The following is a 24,875-nucleotide window of genomic DNA, read 5'->3' as shown; positions in this document are numbered from 1 at the left end:
CTTGGAGGTCGTCATGCAAGCAGCAGCCGTTGACACCGCTCGATCAGACGCGGTGCTGTGCCTGCGCAATATCAGCAAGGCCTACGGGCCGGTGCAGGTGTTGTCGCAGGTCAACGTGGACATTCGCCCCGGTGAAGTACTGGCCCTGCTCGGTGAAAACGGCGCGGGCAAGTCGACCTTGTCGTCGATCATCGCCGGGCTGGTGCAACCGGAAGCCGGGGGCAGCATGACCTGGCTCGGCGCGCCCTACGCCCCCGCTTCACCGGGGGCCGCGCTGGGCGCCGGGATCGGCCTGATCCACCAGGAAATCCGCCTGCTGCCGCAACTGTCGATTGCCGAGAACATCTTCGTCGGCCGCCTGCCCATGCGCCGTGGGCGGGTGGACCGCGAGTACATGGAGGCCCAGGCGCAGATCCAGTTAGAGCGCCTGGGGCTCAAGGTGCCGGCCTCGCGCAAGGTCGAAGGCCTGAGCGTGGCGGCCCAGCAACTGGTGGAAATCGCCAAGGCGCTGACGCTGAAGGCCAGCCTGTTGATCCTCGATGAACCCACCGCCGCATTGGGTGGCGAGGAAACCGAGCTGCTGTTCAAGCAGGTGGAACGGCTGAAGGCCGAGGGTGTGTCGTTTATCTATATCAGCCACCGCCTGGAAGAGATCGCACGCATCGCCGACCGCGTGCTGGTGCTGCGCGACGGTCGCCAGATCGCCCTGCATGCCACGGCCCAGGTGCCGGTGCGGGAGTTGGTGGAGCAGATGGTCGGGCGCAGCCTGGAGCGGATCTTTCCTGCGTTGCAGGCGCCCCAGGAGCAGGTGATGTTGCAGGTCAAGGCGTTGAGCTGCCGTGAGTTTGCCTTGCACGGCATCGACTTCAGCGTGCGTGCCGGCGAGGTATTCGGCATTGCCGGGGTGGTCGGCGCCGGGCGAACCGAGCTGGTGCGTACCATTGCCGGCGCGGCCCAGGATATTCGCGGCCATATGGTGCTGGATGGCGAGGTCCGCCAGTTGCGCTCGCCCTTCGAGGCGATCCAGGCCGGCGTGGTGCTGGTGCCCGAAGACCGCAAGCAGCAAGGCGTGGTGGTGGAGCATCGCATCGAAGACAACCTGATTTATGGCAACACCGACCTGCTGGATAAACGCGGCTGGGTGTTCCCTGCCCCACTGCGCGAATTCGCGCGCACGGCGGTGGCGCGACTGGGGGTCAAAGGTGCGCCGCAGTCGCGGATTTCCAGCTTGTCCGGCGGTAACCAGCAGAAGGTGATCATTGCAAAGTGGCTGGCGCGCAACCCCAAGGTGTTCATCCTCGATGAACCCACACGCGGCATCGACGTGGGCGCGCGGGCGGCGATTTATGAAGTGATCGCGGACCTGGCGGCCAAGGGCATGGCGGTGATTGTGGTCAGTTCCGATCTGGATGAAGTGCTGGGCTTGTCCCATCGGGTGATGGTGATGAGCCGAGGGCGGCAGATGGGGATTCTGGAGCGCGGTGAGGCCACTCCGGTTGCGGTCATGGAAATGGCCACCGCCTAGGAACCCGGTCCTCACAAACAATGGCGATCAAATGTGGGAGGGGGCTTGCCCCCGATTGCGGTGGGTATCTACACAACGTTGGCTCGGCGCTGAACGCTCGGCAGATAGGGCTGCTGTGGTGAGCGGGCTTGCCCCGCGCTGGGGCGCGAAGCGGCCCCAAAACCAGGCACCTCGGTGTGTCAGTTAAAAACACATCGCCTGTAATGGGGCTGCTTCGCAGCCCAGCGCGGGACAAGCCCGCTCACCACAGGAGAACTCGCCAGTCTCTGAAAATTATGTAAATACCTATGCCCCGATGAGGGAGTGTCAGTAGATGCATCTGTAACTGAACCACTGCTATCGGGAGCAAGTCGAGTCGTCGCACCGCCCTTCCCACAGGGGATCTACTGTGATTTCAAAAATTGGAGTTATTCATGCAGCTTTTTAGTCTTCAAGGCCAAGTGGCCTTTGTTACCGGCGCCGGCAGCGGCATTGGCCAGGCTATCGCCGTCGGGCTCGCCGAAGCGGGCGCGGATGTAGCCTGCTTTGATCTTCCGGGCAGCCCCGGCATCGCCAGCACGGTAGAACGCATCCAGGCCCTGGGCCGGCGCGCCTTGGCGTTGAGCGGTACCGTCACCGAGCGAGCTGCCCTGGATGCAGCGGTCGCGCACACCGAGCATGAGCTCGGCCCGCTCAGCGTGGCCGTCAACTGCGCCGGCATCGCCAATGCCCAGGCCGCCGAAGACCTGGAGCTGCAACGCTGGCAAACCACCCTGGACATCAACCTCACCGGCATCTTCCTCAGTTGCCAGGCCCAGGCCGCAGTGATGTTGCCGCGTGGCAAGGGCGCTATCGTCAATATCGCCTCCATGTCCGGCAGCATCGTCAACCGCGGCCTGTTGCAGGCGCACTACAACACCTCCAAGGCCGGGGTGATCCACCTGAGCAAAAGCCTGGCGATGGAATGGGCCGACAAAGGCCTGCGGGTCAACTGCATCAGCCCCGGCTACACCGCCACGCCGATGAACTCGCGCCCGGAAGTCGCCGACCAGGTGAAGATCTTTGAACAGACCACGCCCATGGGCCGCATGGCCAGCGTGGACGAAATGGTCGGCCCGGCGATTTTCCTGGTCAGCCAGGCCTCGTCTTTCTGCACCGGTGTCGACCTGCTGGTCGATGGTGGTTTTGTCTGCTGGTAAGGAGTTTTGTCATGTCGCAACGTTTCAGCGGTAAAACCATCGTGATCACCGGCGCCTGCCGTGGCATCGGTGCCGGCATTGCCGAGCGCTTCGCCCAGGAAGGTGCCAACCTGGTGCTGGCCTCCAACGACCTGGAGCGCGTGACATTCACCGCCGACCAACTGGCCCGGGAATACAAGGTCGACACCCTGGCCCTGGGCATCGACGTGACCCGCGAAGAAGACATCGAAACCCTCTACCGCGAGGGTCACGCGCGCTTCGGCAGCATCGACGTGTCAGTGCAGAACGCCGGCATCATCACCATCGACCACTACGACAAGATGCCCCGCGCCGACTTCGACAAGGTGCTGCAGGTCAACACCACCGGCGTGTGGCTGGGCTGCCGGGAGGCGGCCAAGTACATGGTCAAGCAAGGCAGCGGGCGCTTGATCAACACCTCGTCCGGCCAGGGCCGCCAGGGGTTTATCTACACCCCGCACTACGCCGCCAGCAAAATGGGCGTGATCGGCATTACCCAGAGCCTGGCACTGGAACTGGCGCGGCATAACATCACGGTCAACGCGTTCTGCCCCGGCATCATCGAAAGCGAGATGTGGGACTACAACGACCGCGTATGGGGCGAGATCCTCAGCACCGACGAAAAACGCTACGCCAAGGGCGAGTTGATGGCCGAATGGGTCAGGAACATCCCCCTGCGCCGGGCCGGCAAGCCCTCGGATGTCGCCGGCCTGGTGGCGTTCCTGGCCTCGGATGACGCGGCCTACCTGACCGGCCAGGCGATCAATATCGACGGCGGCCTGATCATGTCGTAAGGGTTTGGTATCCTCACCCGCATTGATGTCATCACTGAGGCCTTCATGAGCCAGATCGAAGAACAGCGCCTGATCACCAAGATCGCGAGCCTCTATTACGAAGACGGGCTCAAGCAGTCCGAGATTTCCGCCCAGCTGGACCTGTCCCAATCCTTTATCAGCCGTGCCCTGCGCCGGGCGCTGCAGGAAGGCGTGGTGAAGATCAGCGTGATGCGCCTGCAAGGCCTGCACCTGGAGCTGGAAAACCAATTGCAACGCCGCTACGACGTGCGCCAGGTGATCGTGGTGGAAGCCACCGAGCCCGGCAACGATGAAAGCATCAAGCAAGCCATCGGCTCGGCGGCTGCCCACTACCTGGAGACCAGCCTGTCGCCCCAGGACCATATCGGCATTTCGTCGTGGAGCAGCACCATTCGCGCCATGGTCGGCCACCTGCATGCCCAGCCGGGCAAACAAGGCGCCCAGGAAGTGGTACAACTGTTGGGCGGCGTCGGCCACAAAGGCGCGTTTGAAGCCACCCTGCTCACCCAACGCCTGGCCACCCTGCTCAACTGCCCGGCGTTCCTGCTGCCGTCGCAAAGCATCGAGCAATCGGTGGAGAGCAAGCAGCGCATCGTGCAGATGGAAGAGGTCAAGGAAGTGCTGCAACGCTTTGACAGCATCACCCTGGCGATCGTCGGCATCGGCGACCTCGAACCCTCGCAGTTGCTGCGCAACAGTGGCAACTACTACACCGAGGACATGCTGCGCCTGCTGGCCGAGCGCGGTGCCGTCGGCGATATCTGCCTGCGTTACTTCGATGCCCAGGGCAAGCCGGTGCTGGAGGAGGATGAAGAATTCGTGGTCTCGGTGGCGCTGCCCAAGCTGCGCAGTATCCACCGCGTGCTCGGCCTGGCCGGCGGGCTGAACAAGGTCCAGGCCATTCGTGGCGCGCTCAAGGGCGGCTACCTGGATATCCTGATCACCGACCTGGACACCGCACAGGCCCTCAACCAATAACCTTTTTTGGAGATTGCCGCTCATGACGTCCAAGCTCGAACAACTCAAGCAATTCACCACCGTGGTCTGCGACACCGGCGACCTCGAAGCCATCAGCCGCCTGCGCCCGGTGGACGCCACCACCAACCCGTCGCTGCTGCTCAAGGCCGCCGCGATCCCGGAATACGCCGAGCTGCTGCGCAATGCCGTCAACCTGGCCAAGGGCGACGTCGGCCTGGCCTGCGACCACTTCGCGGTGTCCGTCGGTGCCGGCATTTTGAAGGTTATCCCCGGGCGTATTTCCACCGAAGTCGACGCGCGCCTGTCCTTCGATGAAGACGCGCTGTGGGCCAAGGCCAACCAGTTGATCGCCCTGTACGACCAGGCCGGTATCAGCCGCGACCGCGTGCTGATCAAACTCGCCTCCACCTGGGAAGGCATCCGCACGGCCGAACGCCTGGAAAAAGCCGGCATCCAGACCAACCTCACCCTGCTGTTCTCCTTCGCCCAGGCCCAGGCCTGCGCCGATGCCGGGGTGTTCCTGATCTCACCGTTCGTGGGCCGCATCTACGACTGGTACCGCAAGAACACCGGCCTGGACTACACCGGCGCTGACGACCCGGGTGTGCAATCGGTGACGCGCATCTACAACTACTACAAGGCCAACCAGATCAACACCGTGGTGATGGGCGCAAGCTTCCGCACCCTCAGCCAGATCGAACAGCTGGCGGGGTGCGATCGCCTGACCATCAGCCCGGAGCTGCTGCAGAAGCTCGACGAAGACCAGGGCACGCTGGCGCGCAAATTGGTGCCGGTGACCGAAGGTGAAGCACGCCAGCCAATGAACGAAGCGCAGTTCCGCTGGGCGTCGAACGAAGATGCGATGGCCACTGAGAAACTCGCGGAAGGGATTCGACAGTTTGCACGGGACCAGGAAAAACTCGAGGCGGTGTTGTCGGCGCTATGAACCCCGTCCAGCCGCTCGGCCAGTCGCGCACCTTGGTGTTCCTGGCCTACCCGCAAATGGGCCTGCTCGACCTGACCGGTGCCCAGACCGTGTTCTGGGCTGCCACCAAGGCCATGGTCGAGCGTGGCCTGCCGGGCTATGTGGTGCACACCGCCAGCCTGGCGGGCGGCTTGATGCCGACGGCCGAAGGATTGAGCGTCGACACCCTGCCATTGGCGCAATTTGACCCCGCCGCCCTGGACACCTTGATCGTACCCGGCGCCCCCGCCATTCAACAGGCGCTGGCCGCCAACACCGACCTGGTGGACTGGCTGCGTCACGCCTCCACTCGGGCCCGGCGCACGGCCTCGGTGTGCAGCGGCACCTTCCTGCTGGCCCAGGCCGGCTTGCTCCAGGGCCGGCGTGCTGCCACGCACTGGGCGATGTGCGACATGCTCAAGCGCGGGTTCCCCAGCATCGATGTGGACATGGACGCGATCTTTGTCCAGCAAGGCAATGTGTGGACGTCGGCAGGCGTGAGTGCCGGCATCGACCTTGCGCTGGCGTTGGTAGAGGCCGATTGCGGGCGTCACGTCGCCCTGCAAGTGGCACGGGAACTGGTGGTGTTTCTCAAAAGGCCTGGCGGCCAGGCCCAGTTCAGCCAACTGCTGCAAGCCCAGACCGACGACACTGCCGGTTTCGATGCGTTGCACCTGTGGATCGCCGACAACCTCAGCGACCGCGAGCTTACGGTGGAGCGCCTGGCGGAACAAAGCCGCATGAGCCCGCGCAACTTCGCCCGGGTCTACAAGCAAAAAACCGGGCGCACCCCGGCCAAGGCCATCGAGTTGTTTCGCGTGGAGGCGGCGCGGCGCCTGCTGGAAGACTCCCAGCGCAACATCGACCAGGTGGCGCACCTGTGTGGCTTTGGCGATGAAGAGCGCATGCGCTACACCTTCCATCGCCACCTTGCGATTTCCCCTCGCGACTACCGCGCGCGCTTTTCCCGCTGACGGCAGGCCGCTTGGCAGTTATTCAGGGTTTTCTGTCCTACCCGCCAAACCGCGGCGCTCTTAGAGTAGGCCGGTAACGCATTGCGCCTTGAGCAATCGTATCGACCTGGTCCCTGGAGCATCCCCATGAAGCAGCACATCCTTATCATCGGCGCCGGGTTCGGCGGTGTCTGGAGCGCCTTGAGCGCCGCGCGCCTGCTGGATAAACATGATCGCCATGACGTGCAGATCAGCGTCCTGGCCCCACAGCCGGCGCTACGTATTCGCCCACGTTTCTACGAGGCCGAAGTGCATGCCATGCAGGCACCGCTGGGCCCATTGTTTGCGGCAGTCGGCGTGGACTTCATCGAGGGCGCCGCCGACCGCATCGATGAACACGGCAAGCAGGTGACCTACCGCAACGCAGCAGGCATCCCCACCACCCTCAAGTACGACCGCCTGGTGCTGGCCGCCGGCAGTCGTCTCAATCGCCCGCAGATGGAAGGCCTCCAGCACGTGTTCGATGTGGACCAGATCGAAGACGCCACGCGCCTCGAAGCCCATATCAAGGGTTTGAAAAACCTGCCCGACAGCCCGGCACGCAACACCGTGGTGGTGGCCGGCGGCGGGTTTACCGGGATCGAGACCGCCACCGAAATGCCGGCACGCCTGCGCGCAGCACTGGGTGACGACGCCACTATCCGTGTGATCGTGGTGGACCGTGGCCCGCAGATCGGGGCATCCATGGGCGATGGCATTCGCCCGTCCATCGTCGAAGCCAGCCAACACCTGGGCCTCGAATGGCGATTGAACACCTCCGTGGCCGCGGTGGATGCCGGCGGCGTGACCCTGGCCGATGGGCAGCGCATCGAGTCCAGCACCGTGATCTGGACCATCGGCTTTCGCGCCAACCCGCTGACCGAACAGGTCAGCGGCACCCTTGACCCCCAGGGCCGCCTGCATGTGGACGGCAACCTCAAGGTGAAGGGCCAGGCCGATGTCTTTGCCGCCGGTGATGTGGCCTACGCCGCCACCGACGACCTCGGTCACTTCGCCGGCATGTCCTGCCAGCACGCCATCGCCCTGGGCCGCTACGCCGGCAACAACGTCGCCGCCGACCTGATCGGCGTGGCCCCGATGACCTACAGCCAGCCCAAATACGTCACCTGCCTCGACCTCGGGGCCTGGGGCGCGGTGTACACCGAGGGCTGGGATCGTCAACTCAAGCTGGTGGGCCAGGAAGCCAAGGAGCTCAAGCAGCAGATCAACACGGTGTGGATCTACCCGCCAGCCGCAGAACGGGCCACCGCCCTGGCGGCGGCTGACCCGCTGATTCCGGTGGCCTGACGCCCCACACCCGGTGCCCGCCAGCCCACTGTTTGCTGGCGAGCATAAATGCCAGGAGCGATCAGGCTCGCTCCTGCCTCAGCTTTGCGCGACACCCGTCCCAAACTTGCGAATCGCCAGGCAATACCCGATCAATGCCAGCGCCGCCAGCAACCCGCCCGCCAGGCCGACCCAGGCGAAGCCGAAGTGGCTGCCGACCCAGCTGCCCATCAGGGCGCCGCCGCCGATGCCGATGTTGTAGATGCCGGAGAACATCGCCATGGCCACGTCGGTGGCGTCCGGGGCCAGCACCAGCACCTTGGACTGCATGGCCAGGCCGAAGCCCATGATCGCCATGCCCCAGAACACACTGAGGATCACCAGGTACGACTCGGCGCCGCTCAAGGGCAGCATCAGCGCCAGGCACGCGGCCAGGATAAACACCGCGCCTACCACGAACAGGTGGGGGTTGAAGCGGTGCACCAGGCTGAACAACAGCGAGCCGATGATGCCCGCGCCGCCGAACACCAGCAGGATCAGGGTCACCGCGCTGCCGCTCATGCCGGCCACGCCTTCGACGAAAGGTTCGATGTAGCTGTAGGCGGTGAATTGCGCGGTCACGGTCATGGCGGTGAGCACATACAACGCCACCAGCGCCGGACGCTTGAACAGCAGTGGCAGGCTGCGCAGGGAGCCGGAGTTCTGGCTCGGCAGCAAGGGCAAGGTGCGCGCCAGCCAGAACACCAGGGCGGCGGCGAACGCGCCGATCACCAGGAACGTGGTGCGCCAACCCATGGCTTCGCCGAGCAGACGACCCAGGGGAATACCCAGCACCATCGCCAGGGACGTACCGGTGGCGAGCAGGCCGAGGGCTTGCACCTGCTTGCCTTCCGGCGCCAGGCGTACCGCCAGGGACGCGGTGATCGACCAGAACAGTGCATGGGACAGGGCAATGCCGACGCGACTGACCATCAACAGGCCGAAACTGGTGGCCACGCTGGACAAGATGTGGCTGGCGATAAACAGGCAGAACAGCACGATCAGCAGCTTGCGTCGCTCGACGTTACGCGTCAGCAGCATCACCGGCAGCGAGGTCAGGGACACGATCCAGGCATAAATGGTGAGCATCAGGCCGACGCTGGACACGGGCATGTCGAAGCTGGCGCCAATGGCGCTGAGCAGCCCGACGGGGACGAATTCAGTGGTATTGAACACAAACGCGGCCAACGCGAGGGCGATGACCGGTTGCCAGTTGGCTTGGGGGGTTGCGGCTGAAATGCTCATTTACAGGTCGTCGTACTCGGTTTCCGCGCGGGTCAAGGCGGCCCAATGCCAGCCCTTAAGCAGCGCGGAAAAATAGTAACACGGACCTTCAAGGATCCACCTGTGCCATCAGTTCCGGGATTGACTCCGGCCGCTTGGCATAACGCTGCGCCAACGCCGCACAGACCATCAACTGGATCTGGTGAAACAGCATCAACGGCAAAATCAGCACGCCCATGCTCGCCCCGGCGAACAGCACCTGGGCCATCGGCACGCCAGTGGCCAGGCTTTTCTTCGAACCGCAGAACAGGATGGTGATGCGGTCTTCCTGGTTAAAACCAAAGGCCTTGCCCAGCACGGTGGACGCCACCAGCACCAAGGCCAGCAACACGCAGCAGGCCACCACCAGGCCGCCCAGTTCCCACAGCGGGATCTGGTGCCAGATGCCTTCGTTGACCGCTTCGCTGAACGCGCCGTACACCACCAGCAGGATCGAACCCTGGTCGACGAACTTCAGCCAGGCTTTATTGCGCCCCACCCACGCGCCAATCCAGCGGCGGGCGATCTGCCCGGCGATAAACGGCAGCAGCAGTTGCACGCTGATTTTCAGGATCGCATCGACGGTGGAGCTGCCCTCGCCGTGCACATTGAGCAACAGCGTCACCAGCAACGGCGTGAGGAAGATGCCGAACAGGCTGGAGGCCGCCGCGCTGCAGATCGCCGCCGGGATATTGCCCCGTGCCAGCGAAGTAAAGGCAATCGCCGATTGCACCGTGGCAGGCAAGGCGCAGAGATAAAGCATGCCCATGTACAGGTCTTTGCCGATCAGCGGCGACAACACCGGTTTGAGCGCCAGGCCCAACAGCGGGAACAGCACAAAGGTCAGGCTGAACACCAGCAGGTGCAGACGCCAGTGGCCCGCGCCGGCGACGATGGCCTGGCGCGACAGCTTGGCGCCGTGCAAAAAGAACAACAGCGCGATGGCCAGGTTGGTGACCCAGCCGAAGGCCACGGCGGTCTGGCCGCTGGCGGGCAGCAGGGAGGCGAGGATCACCGTGGCGATCAAGGTCAGGGTGAAGTTGTCGGGCAGAAAACGGGGGCGAGTCATAAGCGAATCTTCCGGGGGTTGCCAAGAGCGTCATGGCGACTCTAACGTAACGCCTTGTTACCGACTAACGCCAATGAGCCAGTAAATGCCGCCTAAAGGACATGCCAATACCGTACGTCGCAGTGTGCCTGGGCTTTCCAGCCTGCCACGGCCGGTGTATGGGCGCACCGAATCGCTGCCCAACCGTGCGCTGACCCGCCGGCACAGCCACCCGTGGGTGCAATTGTCCTACGCCATTTCCGGGGTGCTGGAGATCCAGACCAGCGCCGGCCGCTTCGTCGCACCGCCCCAGCGGGCGGTGTGGATCCCCGCGGGCATGCCGCATCGGGTGTACAGCTCGCCCCAAACCGAGATGCGCAGCCTGTACCTTGATTGCAGCGTCACCGCCTGGGCCGCAGAGCGCTGCCAGGTGCTGGAGGTAAGCAGCCTGCTGCGCGAGTTGATCCGCAGTTTCAGCGAGCTGCCGGTGGAATATGCCGAGGATGGCCCGGATGGGCGCTTGGCCCAGGTGGTGCTGGACCAGTTAGCGGCAGCGCCCCAGGTGGACCTGATGCTGCCCTTGCCGCTGGACCCGCGCCTGCGGCAAATCTATCGCAGCCTGAACCTGCACCCGGAACAGCAGACCACCCTGGGGCACTGGAGCCAGAAGCTAGGGGTGAGTGAGAAGACGCTGAGCCGGTTGTTCTTGCGTGACACCGGCCTGACGTTTCGGGCCTGGCGCCAGCGTTTAAGGTTACTGAGCGCCCTGCCCGCCCTGGAGCAAGGCGAGCGGGTGACGGATGTGGCGTTGAACTGTGGCTATGAGTCCACCTCGGCGTTTATCAACGCGTTTCGGCAGCAGTTCGATGCCACGCCGGGTGAGTTCTTCCGCTGACACTTCAAACGCTGAACGTGCCACAGTTACAGTGTTCCTCCTTAACTGACCGGTATTAGGGCAAGCCCCCTCCCACAAAGTTGAGCGTATTTCCAATGGGGATCGACGTTCAGCTGCCGTTACCGCCATGAGCCTCTTCGAAAAAGTAGTCCTTCCAGCTCGCCGCCTTGTTTTTCAGTACGCCCAATTCCTGCAATTTCTCGGCATAGATATAGGTACGCTGCGGCACGATAGTGAAATCGATTTCCGGGTCCTGGACGATTTTTTCCACCAGGTCCAACGGCAGCTTGGACTGTTCTACGCGGATGTACGCCTTGGCCGCTGCGGGTTTGTCGGCCTTGATGATCTGCTCGGCTTCGGCCAGCGCGGCGTAGAACGCCTGGTAGGTCTTGGGGTTTTCGTCGTGGAATTTCTGTGTGGTGTACAGCACGTTGAACGTCGCCGGACCGCCAAGGATGTCGTAGGAACTGAGCACCTTGTGCACATTGGGGTTCAACAGTTCCTGGTACTGGAACGGCGGGCTGGAGAAGTGCGCGTTGATCTCCGAACCACCGGCAATCAACGCGGCGGTGGCATCGGGGTGGGCCAGGCTGATGGAGATGTCATCGAACTTCTTGTAGTTGGCATCGCCGAACTGCCTGGCGGTTTCAATCTGTAAGGTCCGCGACTGGAAACCCACCCCAGCAGCGGGCACGGCGATGCGGTCTTTCTCGGTGAAGTCCTTGAGAGTCTTTACCTTGGGGTTGTTGGTCAACAGGTAGTTGGGCATCGAGCCCAAGGAGGCGATGGCCTTGACGTTCTGCTTGCCCTTGGTGCGGTCCCACAGGGTGAGCATCGGCGGCACACCGGCGGACACCACATCCAGAGCGCCGGCCAGCAGCGATTCGTTCATGGCGGTGGCGCCGGAAATGCTGTTCCATTCCACCTGGATGTCCAGGCCCTGGGCCTTGCCGTGTTTTTCGATCAGGTGCTGGTCGCGCACCACATCGAGGATCAGGTAGCCGATGCCGAATTGCTGGGCGATGCTGATCTTGCCTTCGGCCTGGGCACCAGGGCTGAGCAAGACGCTGGCGGCGGCGAGGGACGCGGCCAGGAGAGTCAGGGAGGAACGCTTGAACGTCATGGGGAATCTGCCGCGTTTTCGAGAAGGTGATGGAGCGTAGCCGCGGTTTTTTAGACAGCAAAAGAATATCTGGGTCTATTGTTATGCAAATACCCCTAAAACGGCGCGCGGCTGGTATCGTGCCGCGCTTTGAAAAAACTGCCGCACACTGTGAGGAACTGCACGTTGAACACTGACGAAAAAATGACCGGGGACCTGTTCGAGGTGGATAAGCGCCTGTCACTCAAACCCGTGGTGGACTTCAACAGCTACCTGCGCAGCGCTTTCGGCGACGGCCCGTGCACCTGCATACGCTGCACCGCCAGCGGCGGTGACGAAACCGGCTACGCGTTCCAGCACACCTTCAGCTTCGACGGCAAACCGACCCAGCGCCGCTTTGCCTCCACGGCGGGCAGTGATGTGTTGATGGCGCTGAAAAAGGCCTGGTTGTCCTTCACCAAGGCTGAGCTGCCTTCGAGTGGCCCGCTGGCGCTGGAGACGGTGAAGGAATTTGTCGAGCCGCAGTTGCACAAGCGCCTGGTGCCGCTGTTTCTGGCCAGTGGTTTGGCCAAGGATGTCGACGGCGAGTTGCACCTGCAGCCACAAGCCACGGCCTGACGCCTTCTCCCTGAATCAAATCGTCGCGTAGCAGCTGTCGAGCCCAAGCGAGGCTGCGTCGGCCGCGACTAGAACCTGAATCGGCAGCGCGCCTGACGCAGCCTCGCTTGCGCTCGGCAGCTGCTACGGGGGATAGGTGAGCGTCAGCGCAAACGGGTGACGGTGAGCGCCACCACGGCGATCCGCTCCACACGCTCATAGCCGGGCTTTTCCAGCTCTTCGCCGAACACATCGGGGTCAAGTTCGCGGTAGGTCCACCCAAAGGCATCGCTGTCCAGCAACGGCGTGACGGCGGCCAGGAACGGATCCTTCCCGGCGACAATCGCCACGCCGGTGTAGAGCACCAGGCTGCCGCCCAGGGCCAGGCGCCCAACGGCCTCGCCGGCGATGCGCACCGACAGTTGCTCGCCCAGTGCCCCGCCGCCATGCCGGTAGGCACGCTGGCGGTCGTCGTTCATATAGGGCGGGTTGGCGACGATCAGGTCGAACGTGCCTTCGACGCTGCCCAGTACATCGCTGTGGTACGCGGTGACGTTCGCCAGCCCGGCCAGCTCGGCATTCACTGCCGTCAGGCGCAAGGCGCGCGGGTTCATGTCCACCGCCAGCACCTCGGCGTCAGGCCGCGCACGGGCGACCACCAGCGCGCCCACACCGGCGCCGCAGCCGATGTCCACGGCGCGTTTGATCGGCTCGACGCGCTGTTGCAGATGGGCTTCGATCAGTTGGGCAAACCGATAGCTGTCAGGCCCGAAAAACACCGCGTCCGCTTGGGTGGTGGGGTATGCCGAGTGGGCAAACAGCAGGTCGTCCAGGCTCGACCAACGCACCGCACTGCGCCACAGCGCCTCGTGTTTTTCGACCACATCGGCCTGCTGCAGCTCCTCTCGAAACGCCTCCGGCAACAGCTCGCGGTCAAACGGCAGCGACCAGCCGAAGACGTCCCGCAGGTCCTTCGCCAGCGGCGCCCCCTGGCGCTGGAAAAACCGTTCATGGGTCAAGGGCGTTGGCGTGATGAAGCGGTAGCCATTTTCCTTCAACCCCCGGCCCAGGTTCAGCAGGGCGCGGTCGGCGAGTTGTTGTGCAGACATGGATGATTTCCTTAGCGCAGGCGCGCACGCAGTTGGATAAAGCGGCGAGTGGCATACAACCCGGCGGGCGTGCAGTGACGCCGCGCCGACAGCCACGGGATCAGCGCATTGAGCTGCTGCTCATCGGGCAGGTTCCACAGCGAATCCACCAGCGCCTGGGTGTCCGGGTCGGACGGGCGATGCTGCTCGCGGGAGAAGCGGCTGCCGCGTCCGGGCCGCACGGGCGCCACACGTTGAGCGCTGATCCAATCACCCGCGATCCAATCGCGCAGCAGCTGTTTCTCATAGCCGCTGAACACGCCAAACATCGCCGCGCCCGCACCTTCGATCAACTGCCAGAAGCGGCTCTCGGCCGGATCCTGGTTGCGCTTGATCCAGCCCTTGTCTTCCAGGGCCTGGAGAAAGGCGCCGATCTGCCCCGGCCGCGCCAGCCATTGGTTGACGGTCTTGCCTTCGAAGCGGCAGTAATCCGAATGCATGTGCTGGCCGAACGTGCGCTTGCGTTCAAGCATGGCGACCACTTCGTCATTCAGGTTGAAGTCGTGGATAACGGCGCTGGTCCCCGGGCCGAGGTCATTCAGGCGGTACCCCTCGGCCACGCGGCGATAGAAGTCCTCCCTGCCCTCCCCCAGCGGCAGCAGGTTCAACACCGACTGCGCGGCCTTGCAGGCGTGGCCGCTGCTGGCATTGTCGATGGTGACGTGGAGGGTGAAGTAATACGGGTCGATGCCCAGTTCGCTCAGCTCATACGCGGTGATCAGCAGGTGCAACGGCAACTGCTCATAACCGAGGTTGAAACCGATGATCTCCGGCAGGAAGTCGTCGGCGCACAGGCCCAGCGCCAGTTGCAGGGCGCCTTGCAGGTAATGGTCGTCCTCAAGGCCGGCGTCGCTGTCGGCATCATGCTCGCTGAGTAATTTGCGGTAGATCACCACATGGTTCTGCGCCGCTTCGCCGTCACCCAGCTCTTCGAGATAGGTGGTGAGCAGACCGTCGAAGCGCGGGTCGTGCCAATAGCGCAGCAGGCCATTGAGCCAGGCACCGTCGACCTGTTTGGTCGGTGCCACGCGCTGCAGGAAATACAGCGCATGGGCCTTGTTCTGGAAATAACGACGTGGCCGGCCTTGCTGGCGTTGCTCCAGGTAATCGGCATAGGCCTGGGCCACGTCGGCGCAGCGCTGTTCGATCCAGGCCGGCAGTTGTTCGGGCATCTGCGGCAACTCACTGGGCGCGTCGCGCACCTGCGCCAAGTGCGTGCGTAGAAACTCCCGCGCAACCTCTTCAGCGCCAGGGGTTTCGCCATACAGGTGTTGGTACAACCACTGATACTGACCCGGTTGGGTGATGGAGGCCGGCTGGCCCGACAGCGCTGTGAGAAGCGTCATGATGGCAGTTTCCGCAAAGTCCGATCCAACCAGGCCTCCCGACAAGGAGGCCCCGCAAGCGCGCTCAACAGCACACGCGTCTAAAATGCAGAGCCTGCGGGCATGGGGAAAATTCAATCGGGGTTGTGCGGCTGCGGATCAGTGGTCGTCAGTAGCCCACGCCGCGGATTCTGGCGCAGCGCAAAAGCCGGCGCGCGACGTCACTTATACAAGATCGCCTGATGGATATCCTCCAGCGCCATGATGCGCTGGGCGGCATTCAGCTTGATGGCCTCCTTGGGCATGCCGAACACCACGCAACTGGCCTCGTCCTGGGCCACCGTGGCGGCGCCGGCCTCGAGCATCTCCTTGAGCCCGCGCGCGCCGTCGTCGCCCATGCCGGTCATGATGATGCCGGTGGCGTTCCTGCCGGCGAACTTGGCCACCGAGCGAAACAGCACATCCACGGATGGCCGGTGCCGGTTGACCAAGGGCCCATCAATGACCTGGGCGTGATAATAGGCGCCGCTGCGAGTCACCATCAGGTGCTTGCCACCCGGCGCGATCAGGGCCAGGCCCGGCAGAATGCGGTCGTTGTTGCGCGCTTCGCGCACCTCGATCTCGCATACACTGTTGAGGCGTTCGGCAAACGAGGCGGTGAACTTTTCCGGCATGTGCTGCACGATCACCATGCCTGGGCACACCCTCGGCAGTGCCGTCAGAACCGCCTCCAACGCTTGGGTACCGCCGGTAGACGTGCCGATGGCGACGATACGCTCGGTGGTCTGTGCCATGGCATGGCCATTGGCGGCAGGCAGGATCGCATCCGCAGTGAGCTTGCTGGCCGGGGCCAGTACCGGCGCCGGGCTGGCGCTGCGCTTGCCCAGGTTCCTGACGTTGGAGTTTGCTGCGGCGCGGATCGCTGCCACCAGTTCGGCCGCCGACTCGATCAGGAAATTCTTCAACCCGGTAGTGGGCTTGGTGATGATTTCCACCGCGCCCGCCGACAGCGCCTGCAGGGAGGTTTCCGCGCCTTTCTGGGTCAGCGAGGAGCAGATCACCACCGGCGTCGGCCGTTCGCTCATGATTTTCTTGAGAAAGGTGATGCCGTCCATGCGCGGCATTTCCACGTCCAGCACGATCACATCCGGCCATTCCCGGGCGAGTTTGTCCATGGCGAAAATCGGGTCGGAGGCGGCGCCCATGACATGGATATCCGGCGTATCGCTGAGAATCGCCAGCAGTACCTGGCGCACCACGGCCGAATCATCGACGAGCAGCACACTGATTTTTTTGGTAGGCATCTTGTTGAATTGTTCCCATTGGTTGGTGCCGGACCCAGACGTTGCCGTTCCACAGGTCGAACATGATCGTGCGGTAACCGGTACTGCCCATGTCCTGGGCCGTCAGGTGCAGGTGATAGCGCTCGGCCAGGGCCAGTGCCGCGCGAATATTCAGGCTGGCCACGTCCTGCGTCGGCAGGCGGCACAGCTGGGGAAACATCTTGCCGCCGCCGAACAATTTGACCTGGTAATCCTGTGCATGCGTGCCATTGATCTCGGCGTGGCGCAGCAGCAGCTCCAGGGCTTCGTCGGCATATCGGCCGTCCAGGGGCTGACGGTCGCGCACGCGCCCCGGCAGCATGAAGTGACACATGCCGCCAATCAGCCGTTGCGGGTGCCAAAAGGTGATCGCCACGCAAGAGCCGAGCAAGGTGCGCAGGCGCGTCGGCCGCGTCGCAAAGCTGACCTGGCCAGGCGCCAACACCACTTCGGCCGTACCGACGGGCTTTTTCATGGCTTGCGGTAAATCGACGGAGCCACCAGTTTCAAGGTGTCATTGACACCGTGGAGGCTTTCCGAGTGACTGATGATCAGGTAACCGCCCGGCTTGAGCAGCGGCAACAGGCGCGCGACCACCTGGCTCTTGGTCTGCTGGTCGAAATAAATCATCACGTTGCGCAGGAAAATCACCTCGAACTCACCCAGGGCCGGCAGCGCTTCGTTAAGGTTGACCTGGACAAAATTGACGCGGCTACGCAAGGCCTTGTCGATCAGCAAGGTGCCCTCCTGGCGACCAATGCCCTTGAGGCAGTACTTGGCCAGCAGCGGTTGGGGCAATGTCTCGGTGCGTTCCAGGGAGTAATGGCCGGTGCGCGCCTTGGCCAGCACTTGGGAGCTGATGTCCGAGCCGACCACTTCCCAGGGCGTGCTGCCGAGGCTTTCGGCCAGGGTCATCGCCAGGCTGTAGGGTTCTTCACCGGAGGAGCTGGCCGCGCTCCACACGCGAAACACCTTGCCCGGCGCGGCCCGGGGCAGCACGTGCTGACGCAGGAAGTCGAAGTGCTTGGGCTCGCGAAAAAAATAGGTTTCGTTGGTGGTCAGCAAATCCAGCGCAACCTGCAGTTCGCCCTTGCGCTGGTCATTCATGATCAGCTTGAAATACTCACCATAGCTGTGCAGCTCATAGTGCTTGAGGCGCTTGAACAGGCGCCCGGCCACCAGGGCTTTCTTGGTCGGCGACAGGTTGATGCCCGCCGCGCGGTACAGCCAGGTCTGGAACTGACCGAATTCATGGTCATCGATGGACACGGTGTCTGCCATGGTCGGGTCTCAACGCGGGTCGAGGTCGAGGGCCGGCGCCTGGCCGGCCTCGGCGAGGCTGGACATCTCATCGATGGACAGCACCTTGCTCACCTCCAGCACGATCACGAACTTGCCGTCGACCTTGGCCATGCCGCTGATGAAATCGGCGCGAATTCGTGCGCCGAAGTTGGGTGGCGGCTCGATCTGCGTCGCCGGGATCTCCCGCACCGCAGACACCGTATCGACCAGCAGCCCGATGTCCTGGGCCTGGCCATCTTCGGTACTCGCCTCGATGATGATCACGCAGGAGCGCCGGGTGATCGCCGAGTTGGCCCGGCCAAAGCGCGCCGACAGGTCGACCACCGGCACCACCGCGCCGCGCAGGTTGATCACTCCGCGTACGAACGCGGGCATCATCGGCACCACGGTCAGGCTGCCGTATTCGATAATTTCCTTGATCCCCAGAATGCCGATGGCGAACATTTCACCGCCGAGCATGAAGGTCAGATACTGCGCATCCTCATCGACCGCTGCTGCGGTCTGCCGAGTCGTCATTGCTGCACCCATGTCACTCTCCCTAGTAGGCCCGTATTGATCGTGGGATCAGAAGCGGGTGAAATCCGCTTCGTCCGGGGCACTGGCCATGGTGTAGGCGAACGCCTTGCGCTGCGCCGGTGGTTTCGGCTGTGGCGCCTGACGGTTGGGCTTGCTGCCCGGGCTGTCCACGCTGTTGCTTTGAACTGCGGCCTTGGGCGCTGAATCCAGCACGAAAAAGCTCATGGCCTGTTGCAGTTGCTCGGCCTGGCTGCTCATTTCTTCCGCCGTGGCCGCCAGTTCCTCGCTGCTCGAGGCATTTTGCTGGGTTACCTGGTTGAGCTGGGTCATCGCAGTGTTGATCTGCGCGACACCGGCGGCCTGTTCCTCGGACGCGGCGCTGATTTCCTGCACAAGGTCGGACGTCTTGTTGATGGAGGGCACCATTTCGTCGAGCAACTTGCCGGCCTTCTCGGCCATGTCCACGCTGCTGGAGGACAGTTCACCGATTTCCTGGGCGGCAACCTGGCTGCGTTCGGCCAACTTGCGCACTTCGGCGGCCACCACGGCAAACCCCTTGCCGTGCTCGCCGGCCCGAGCGGCCTCGATGGCGGCGTTGAGCGCGAGCAGATTGGTCTGGTAGGCGATGTCATCGATGATGCTGATGCGCTGGGCGATTTTCTTCATCGCCACCACGGTCTGCTGCACCGATTCGCCGCCCTCGGTGGCTTCCTTGGCGGCCTTGCTGGCCATGCCATCGGTGACCTTGGCGTTTTCGGTGTTCTGGTTGATGCTGGCACTCATCTGCTCGACCGACGCACTGGTTTCCTCGACGCTGGCGGCCTGCTCACTGGTGGCCTGGCTCATCGATTGCGCGGTGGCGCTGACCTCCTCGGAGGCGCTGGCCAGGTTGTCGGCGGCGTTACGCACTTCGCCGATGATATGCGCCAGCTTGCCGACCATGTTGCGCATGGCGTTGAGCACCATGCCGGTTTCATCCTTCCCGCCCGGCTCGATGTGCGCGTTGAGGTTGCCTTCGGCCAATTGCTCGGCGGCGCTCGCGGCCTGGCGCAACGGGCGGGAAATGATCCGCGCGATGAACATCGCCAGGCCCAGGCCGATCAACAGGGCGGCGACCAGTACCGCGATGATCGACACCCGTGCGCTTTCATACAGCACGGAACCCTTGTCACCTGCGGCCGTTGCGCCGGCATCATTGAGCTCGACCATTTTCTGCAGACGGGCCGTCACCTCATCGAAATGCCCCTTGGATTCTCCCCTGAGCAAACCGCGCGCCTGGGCTTCCTGGTTCTGGCGAGAAAACTCAAGCACCTGCTTGCTGCTTGCAAGGTAGGCGTCCCAAGCGCTTTTCACGCTGGCCAGGAGTTGCCGATCTTCATCGTTCGACAGCAATTGCTCGTAGGTGCCCATGCGGGTTTCGAACTGTTGGCGCGCGTCGGCGGCTTCGCGTTCGGCCTGGGCCTTTTCCTCGGCAATCTCGGTGCCGATGTGGCGGTTCTCTTTCAAGCGATAGTTGGCGGCAAAAAAACGCATGCCTGCCGCGGCACGCATGGAGGGCATCCAGTTGCCCTTGATGTCCTGGGCGGCCTGGTTGACGGCACCGAGCTGGAGGATGGCGAAGCCGCCCATGGCCCCAGTGAGCGCCAGGACCACCAGGAATGAACAGATCAACTTGGTGGAAATCTTAAGATCGTAGAACCATTTCATCGGGGAACCTCCATGGAATTGCAAATGCGTCAGCGAGCGACGGCCGGTGGCGACTGAGGCGCCTGGGCCGTGCGGGCTTCCAGTTGTACGATTTGGTTGAGCAGTACCGGTACATCCAGGATCAGGGCCACCGCGCCGCTGCCCAATATGGTCGAGCCGCTGATGCCACGCAGTGCACCGAACAACTTGCCCAGGGGTTTGATCACGGTCTGGAACTCGCCGAGCAGGTCATCCACCACCAGCCCGGCCTTATGCTCGGCGTAACGCACCACCACCACATTCTGGCGTCGGGTCGCGGGGCCTTCGTGGCTGAAGTGGTCGCGCAGGTGCACCAACGGCAACACCTCGCCACGCAGGTCCAGATAACCCGTGTCGCGACTGGACTGGCGCTGCTGTTCATCCAGCTCGATACACTCCTGGACCATGTCCAGGGGAATCACGTAGGTGGATTGGTCGATGCCGACCAGGAACCCATTGATGATCGCCAGGGTCAGCGGCAAGCGAATGCGCACCACGGTGCCCTGGCCGGGACGGCTGTCGAGGTCGACGGTGCCGCGCAACAAGGTGATATTGCGCTTGACCACGTCCATGCCGACACCGCGCCCGGACAGGTTGGTCACCGCCTCGGCGGTGGAGAACCCCGCCTCGAAGATCAGGTTGTAGATCTCCTGGTCGTTGAGCACCGCACCGCTGGCCACCAGCCCGCGTTCCTGGGCCTTTTGCAGGATGCGTTCGCGGTTGAGGCCGGCGCCGTCGTCGGCGATCTCAATGACGATGCTCCCCGAGTCGTGGTAGGCATTGAGGCTCAGATGCCCCTTGGCCGACTTGCCGGCCGCACGCCGCGCATCGGCGCTTTCGATGCCGTGGTCCATGGCGTTGCGCAACAGGTGCATCAGCGGGTCGCCGATCTTCTCGACCACGGTCTTGTCCAGTTCGGTTTCCGCGCCGCTGATGCTCAGTTCGATGTCCTTGCCCAGTTCCTGGCTGATATCGCGCACCACGCGGCGGAAGCGGTTGAATGTGTCGCCGATGGGGATCATGCGCAAATGCAGGGCGCCATCGAGGATCTCTTCCACCAGCCCCGATACCGTCGAGGAGGCCTCTTGCAACGGGTCGTTGTTACAGGACCGGGCCAGCAGGCTCGCGCCGGCGCTGGCGATGACCAGTTCGCCAACCAGATTGATCAACTCGTCGAGCTTGTCAGCGTTGACGCGCACGTAATTGCCGTCGCGGGTTTTCGCCTCGCTGGCTGCCGGACGCTGGGGTGCGGCGGTCACAAGGCCCGGCTCGACCGGCGTGACCAACTCGCCAGCAATGGCCGCTGTGCTGTCGGGCGCTTCGTCGACGGCACTGATGTGCACTTCACAGTCGTCACGCACAAAGTCGAACACTTCGTTGAGGGTGGCGTGGCTGGCCGTCGAGCGCAGGTCGATCTCGAAACCCAGGTAGCAGCTTTCCGGGTCCCAGCTGTCCATGGGCGGGATGCTGTCGGTCAGGGTGGCGACCTGTATCAACTGCCCCAAGGTCTCGAGGTAGCGCAGAAATGACAGCGGGTCCATGCCATTACGGAACACATCCGTGCCGAAGCGCAGGGAAATATGCCAAAGCACTTCGACCGCCACGTCGTCGGTCACCTCGGCGGTTTCGACGCTGGCAACGGCGGTTCGCATCGGCTGGTAGGCACTCAGCGCCTCGCGCAATGCCTCGCCGCGCTCCAGAGCGGCAGGGGTCGGCACCTCACCGCGGTTGGCGACCACTTCGACCAGTTCGAGTATGTGGTCGCCGCACTTGAGCAGCAGCGCGATCAAGGCGGCGTCCACCGCCACACTGCCTTCGCGCAGGCGATCAAGCACGTCTTCGACGATATGCGTGAACCCCACGATCGACGCCAGGCCGAAAAGGCCCGCCGAACCCTTGATGGTATGCGCGGCGCGGAAAATCGCGCCGATGGCATCCTGGTCGCCGGGCTCGCTTTCCAATTGCAGCAGGGATTGCTCCATGGCCTGCAACAGCTCGCGAGCCTCTACGATGAATGTCTGCTGTGCCTGATCGAGATTGATGCTCACCGTGACTTTCCTTGTCGATCAAAAAACCTGGGAAGCGCTGGCTATGAGGCCGCGCTGCGACACAGTTGGAGCGCCTGCGTGACCGCCTGGCTCTGGCCGGTCACGCTCAAGGCTATGCCGGCATTACCGGCCTCACGCCGGATGACCGCGAGCAACTGCAAGCCGGCGCCATCCATTTCCGTGACCTCAGACAGGTCCAGCTCCAGGCGGGGTGCCGCGCCCATCTGCGGCAGCAGCGCCGCCGCCAGTTCCGCTACGGTGTAGATCGTAAGCTCGCCGTCAATGCGCACCTGGGCAGTGTCGTCGAGTGTTTCAGTGGTAATCGGCATGGGAGCCTCCCTGGCGCCGGGATCAAGGCAGGATCAGTTTAGACACAGCTGCCAACATCTGCGCAGGCTGGAACGGCTTGACCACCCAGGCCTTGGCGCCGGCGGCCTGGCCCTCGGCCTTTTTCGACTCCTGGGACTCGGTGGTGAGCATGATGATCGGGGTGAACTTGTAGTTGGCCAGCTTCTTGACCTCCTTGACGAAGGTGATGCCGTCCATGTTGGGCATGTTCACGTCGCTGATGATCAGGTGCACTTTCTGCCCGGTCAGCTTGCCCAGGGCATCCTTGCCGTCGCTGGCCTCGATGACGTCGTAACCGGCGCTTTTCAAGGCTATGCCGACCACTTGCCGCACGCTGCTGGAGTCGTCGACCACTAATACACTCTTCGCCATGATGTGCTCCTAAAAGAAGGTGATGTCTTGAGAATTCTGCTGGACGGCCGCCTCTCCATGGTGCAGGCGCCGTTGCTCGTCGGTGGCATAGGTGGCTTCCATGCGCGCCAGCCATTGGCGGGCGTCGACGGCCACCGGCTGGTCCGGGGCCTGGCTGGCCTGCAGGAGGTGCTCATGCAGGGCGTGCATGTTGTCGCGCACGTGGCTGAGGATCTGGCTGACCCGGTCCTGGAATTGCAGGTTGACCAGCACTTCGGTCATCTCATCCCGGATGCCGTAGCTTTCCTGCTTGAGCAGATCGGCGGATTCGGCCAGGCGCCCGGTGATGTTCTGGAAGCGTTCGAGCACCACTTGAATACTGTTTTCGGACTCGGCCACCGAATGGCTGTCCTGGTCGGCACTGCTGGACGCGGCCTGGACCAATTGCGTAATGGCGTTGTTGATGATGTCGACCTTGGCCGACATCTGCTGGCCGGTTTCACTGGATTTGCTCGACAGGCTGCGCACCGCGTCGGCCACCACCGCAAAACCGCGCCCGGCCTCGCCGGCACGCGCCGCCTCGATGGCGGCGTTGAGGGCCAGCAGGTTGGTTTGCGCGGCAATCGCCGCCACATCGGCGGCCATGGTCCGCAGTTCGCCGGTATAGGCGGTCAGGCTGCGGACCTGGGCCAGGGTCTGGTCACGGCTGGTTTGGGTGGCCTTGAGCGAATTGATCACCTGGCTCAGCTCGCTGTCACTGCGTGCCAGCACCTCAAGCGCGCCGTCGGCGGCCTGCCCGTCCAGTTCACCGGCCGCGTGCTGCGAGGCTTGTACCGTCTCCTGCAATCGTGCGGCGATCCCGGTGAAACGGTTGGCCAGGCTCACGATCGCTTCTTCGGTCTGATGGCGCGAGCTTTCCACCTGCTTGGCCCAGATGGGCATGGCGCCCAGCAATACCTCGTCGAGTTGGGCACGAGAGGCCATGCCGTCGTGCACCGCGTGCGCATCTGACTGTTCCGCCAGTGCAAGCGCTTGCAGCATCGCGTTGCGCTGCGAACTCGCGCTCCAGGCACAGGCACCGAGGCCGATCAGCACCAGTACCGTGCAGGCCAGCAGATTGGCCGGCGAGGTTGATTGCACGAGTATCCACAACACGGCGGGCACGACCGGGATCAAAGCGAACCAGCGAAAACGTGGATAAACGGGAAGAGGCAGGCGGCTGGATTGGCGCTGGGGCATGAGTTCGATCCTTGAACGTTGTTGCGGATGTAAGTGACATAGTTGTTATCTGCGCTGTAACTTGCAACTTGAGGTGACTTAGGTGCCTTCCGTCTGGTTTATGAACCGTGGGTGACAGATCGGTCAGTTCTGGGTCCTTGTTCCTGAAGGATCAGCGGTGGTTTACCGAACAGGGGGTTGTCGCAAGCGCTGGCTAGCGAGTCTGTCTTTCAGGCTGAAAAATCTCTTTGTGGTGAGGGCGGTTGGTTCCGTGGCGGCCTTCGGGCCGACCATGTCGTTGGGTTTGACCGAGTACATATCCGTTGCTGCGGTCACGGCCACTTAGGGTTCCGCTCTTACAGCGGGTCACTTTTGGAAAGAGCCCAAAAGTAACCAAAAGGCTCTCGCCCCACCACTCGGTACCTCGCCTAGGCTCGGTATGCCCGAACGCAGGCTTGAATCCGTGGGCCGCCGTCATGGGCCATCCCTGGCCCAGGACGGCTAACCCGGCGTCCTGCCGGGTTACCCACGGATTCAAGCCTGCGTTCGGCCAGCGTGGTTAACGGGGCGCCTAGGATCAAAAGCCAGAGCAAAAGCAGAGCAAAAGCAGAGCAAAAGCAGAGCAAAAGCAGAGCAAAAGCAGAGCAAAAGCAGAGCAAAAGCAGGCTGAGGTCTGCCTGCTGGATGGAGATCCAAATGTGGGAGGGGGCTTGCACCCCGATGAGCATGGGTATCTACACAACTTCCAGTGAATACGGAATCTATGGCAATTAGGCTTCTGTGGTGAGCGGGCTTGCCCCGCGCTGGGCTGCGAAGCGGCCCCAATAAGGTCACCGCAGAGTGCCAGAATCAATCGAGGTGAAGGTTTTGG

Annotated in this window: 23 protein-coding genes; 9 read left to right on the top strand and 14 right to left on the bottom strand. The window is 63.2% G+C overall.

Annotated elements, in window-relative coordinates; genetic code table 11:
- The first annotated feature begins 13 nt into the window (after window positions 1-13).
- The 7 genes from BFQ01_RS06000 to BFQ01_RS05970 all read left to right on the top strand — a co-directional run bounded on the left by BFQ01_RS06000 (window position 14) and on the right by BFQ01_RS05970 (window position 7,778).
- Window positions 14-1,525, top strand: coding sequence for a sugar ABC transporter ATP-binding protein (locus tag BFQ01_RS06000; RefSeq protein ID WP_065924580.1), 1,512 nt, complete (start codon window positions 14-16; stop codon window positions 1,523-1,525).
- A 413-nt stretch (window positions 1,526-1,938) separates the two neighbouring features.
- A complete protein-coding gene (locus tag BFQ01_RS05995; protein WP_065924579.1) occupies window positions 1,939-2,703 on the top strand; it encodes an SDR family oxidoreductase in 765 nt (254 codons plus the stop codon).
- An 11-nt stretch (window positions 2,704-2,714) separates the two neighbouring features.
- Entirely contained in the window at window positions 2,715-3,515 is an 801-nt protein-coding gene (locus BFQ01_RS05990; protein ID WP_065924578.1) for an SDR family oxidoreductase, read from the top strand.
- A gap of 45 nt (window positions 3,516-3,560) precedes the next feature.
- Window positions 3,561-4,514 (top strand): sugar-binding transcriptional regulator, encoded by a 954-nt coding sequence (locus BFQ01_RS05985; protein ID WP_065924577.1) that lies wholly within the window; start codon window positions 3,561-3,563, stop codon window positions 4,512-4,514.
- Between the two features lie 22 nt (window positions 4,515-4,536).
- Window positions 4,537-5,460, top strand: coding sequence for a transaldolase (tal, locus tag BFQ01_RS05980; RefSeq protein WP_065924576.1), 924 nt, complete (start codon window positions 4,537-4,539; stop codon window positions 5,458-5,460).
- Window positions 5,457-6,452 (top strand): GlxA family transcriptional regulator, encoded by a 996-nt coding sequence (locus BFQ01_RS05975; RefSeq protein ID WP_065924575.1) that lies wholly within the window; start codon window positions 5,457-5,459, stop codon window positions 6,450-6,452. Before tal ends, BFQ01_RS05975 begins: the two co-directional genes overlap by 4 nt.
- Window positions 6,453-6,578: 126 nt before the next feature.
- On the top strand, window positions 6,579-7,778 hold the full coding sequence (locus BFQ01_RS05970; RefSeq protein ID WP_065924574.1) for an NAD(P)/FAD-dependent oxidoreductase: 1,200 nt from the start codon (window positions 6,579-6,581) through the stop codon (window positions 7,776-7,778).
- 78 nt (window positions 7,779-7,856) lie between these two features.
- Here BFQ01_RS05970 and BFQ01_RS05965 read toward each other — a convergent pair whose 3' ends face one another.
- Complete coding sequence (locus tag BFQ01_RS05965; RefSeq protein ID WP_065924573.1) at window positions 7,857-9,041, bottom strand: sugar transporter; 1,185 nt, start codon at window positions 9,039-9,041, stop codon at window positions 7,857-7,859.
- Between the two features lie 88 nt (window positions 9,042-9,129).
- Window positions 9,130-10,128, bottom strand: a complete 999-nt coding sequence (locus BFQ01_RS05960) for a bile acid:sodium symporter family protein (protein WP_065924572.1) — start codon at window positions 10,126-10,128, stop codon at window positions 9,130-9,132.
- An 85-nt stretch (window positions 10,129-10,213) separates the two neighbouring features.
- Here BFQ01_RS05960 and BFQ01_RS05955 point away from each other — a divergent pair, with 85 nt between their 5' ends.
- Window positions 10,214-11,002 (top strand): AraC family transcriptional regulator, encoded by a 789-nt coding sequence (locus BFQ01_RS05955; protein ID WP_065924571.1) that lies wholly within the window; start codon window positions 10,214-10,216, stop codon window positions 11,000-11,002.
- 109 nt (window positions 11,003-11,111) lie between these two features.
- Here the strand turns inward: BFQ01_RS05955 and BFQ01_RS05950 are convergent, their stop codons facing one another.
- Window positions 11,112-12,125, bottom strand: coding sequence for an ABC transporter substrate-binding protein (locus BFQ01_RS05950; protein WP_065924570.1), 1,014 nt, complete (start codon window positions 12,123-12,125; stop codon window positions 11,112-11,114).
- Window positions 12,126-12,290: 165 nt separating this feature from the next.
- On the opposite strand from BFQ01_RS05950, the gene BFQ01_RS05945 reads away from it, so the two are divergent.
- On the top strand, window positions 12,291-12,722 hold the full coding sequence (locus BFQ01_RS05945) for a hypothetical protein (RefSeq protein WP_065924569.1): 432 nt from the start codon (window positions 12,291-12,293) through the stop codon (window positions 12,720-12,722).
- Between the two features lie 143 nt (window positions 12,723-12,865).
- On the opposite strand, the gene BFQ01_RS05940 is transcribed toward BFQ01_RS05945, so the two are convergent.
- From BFQ01_RS05940 to BFQ01_RS05890, 11 genes are all read right to left on the bottom strand, one after another.
- On the bottom strand, window positions 12,866-13,810 hold the full coding sequence (locus tag BFQ01_RS05940) for a class I SAM-dependent methyltransferase (RefSeq protein ID WP_065924568.1): 945 nt from the start codon (window positions 13,808-13,810) through the stop codon (window positions 12,866-12,868).
- Window positions 13,811-13,821: 11 nt separating this feature from the next.
- Window positions 13,822-15,195: an iron-containing redox enzyme family protein gene (locus BFQ01_RS05935; RefSeq protein WP_065924567.1), complete on the bottom strand. Its 1,374-nt coding sequence runs from the start codon at window positions 15,193-15,195 to the stop codon at window positions 13,822-13,824.
- A 200-nt stretch (window positions 15,196-15,395) separates the two neighbouring features.
- The gene (locus BFQ01_RS05930) at window positions 15,396-16,478 is read right to left on the bottom strand and encodes a protein-glutamate methylesterase/protein-glutamine glutaminase (protein WP_065924566.1); all 1,083 of its coding nucleotides are present in this window, start codon (window positions 16,476-16,478) and stop codon (window positions 15,396-15,398) included.
- Entirely contained in the window at window positions 16,441-16,971 is a 531-nt protein-coding gene (gene cheD, locus BFQ01_RS05925; RefSeq protein WP_065924565.1) for a chemoreceptor glutamine deamidase CheD, read from the bottom strand. The genes BFQ01_RS05930 and cheD overlap by 38 nt, the downstream gene beginning before the upstream one ends.
- On the bottom strand, window positions 16,968-17,777 hold the full coding sequence (locus tag BFQ01_RS05920) for a CheR family methyltransferase (RefSeq protein WP_065924564.1): 810 nt from the start codon (window positions 17,775-17,777) through the stop codon (window positions 16,968-16,970). Before BFQ01_RS05920 ends, cheD begins: the two co-directional genes overlap by 4 nt.
- A 9-nt stretch (window positions 17,778-17,786) precedes the next feature.
- On the bottom strand, window positions 17,787-18,326 hold the full coding sequence (locus BFQ01_RS05915; protein ID WP_065924563.1) for a chemotaxis protein CheW: 540 nt from the start codon (window positions 18,324-18,326) through the stop codon (window positions 17,787-17,789).
- Between the two features lie 36 nt (window positions 18,327-18,362).
- Window positions 18,363-20,021 (bottom strand): methyl-accepting chemotaxis protein, encoded by a 1,659-nt coding sequence (locus BFQ01_RS05910; RefSeq protein WP_065924562.1) that lies wholly within the window; start codon window positions 20,019-20,021, stop codon window positions 18,363-18,365.
- A 29-nt stretch (window positions 20,022-20,050) separates the two neighbouring features.
- Window positions 20,051-22,087, bottom strand: a complete 2,037-nt coding sequence (locus tag BFQ01_RS05905) for a chemotaxis protein CheA (protein ID WP_065924561.1) — start codon at window positions 22,085-22,087, stop codon at window positions 20,051-20,053.
- Between the two features lie 41 nt (window positions 22,088-22,128).
- Window positions 22,129-22,416, bottom strand: coding sequence for an STAS domain-containing protein (locus BFQ01_RS05900; RefSeq protein ID WP_065924560.1), 288 nt, complete (start codon window positions 22,414-22,416; stop codon window positions 22,129-22,131).
- Between the two features lie 22 nt (window positions 22,417-22,438).
- A complete protein-coding gene (locus tag BFQ01_RS05895; protein WP_027607294.1) occupies window positions 22,439-22,807 on the bottom strand; it encodes a response regulator in 369 nt (122 codons plus the stop codon).
- 9 nt (window positions 22,808-22,816) lie between these two features.
- A complete protein-coding gene (locus BFQ01_RS05890) occupies window positions 22,817-23,728 on the bottom strand; it encodes a methyl-accepting chemotaxis protein (RefSeq protein WP_370671246.1) in 912 nt (303 codons plus the stop codon).
- Between the last annotated feature and the right edge of the window lie 1,147 nt (window positions 23,729-24,875).

The sequence above is a fragment of the Pseudomonas sp. 8 R 14 genome (genome assembly GCF_900005955.1).
Taxonomy (GTDB): domain Bacteria; phylum Pseudomonadota; class Gammaproteobacteria; order Pseudomonadales; family Pseudomonadaceae; genus Aquipseudomonas; species Aquipseudomonas marginalis.
This window is presented reverse-complemented; position numbering and strand designations above follow the sequence as displayed.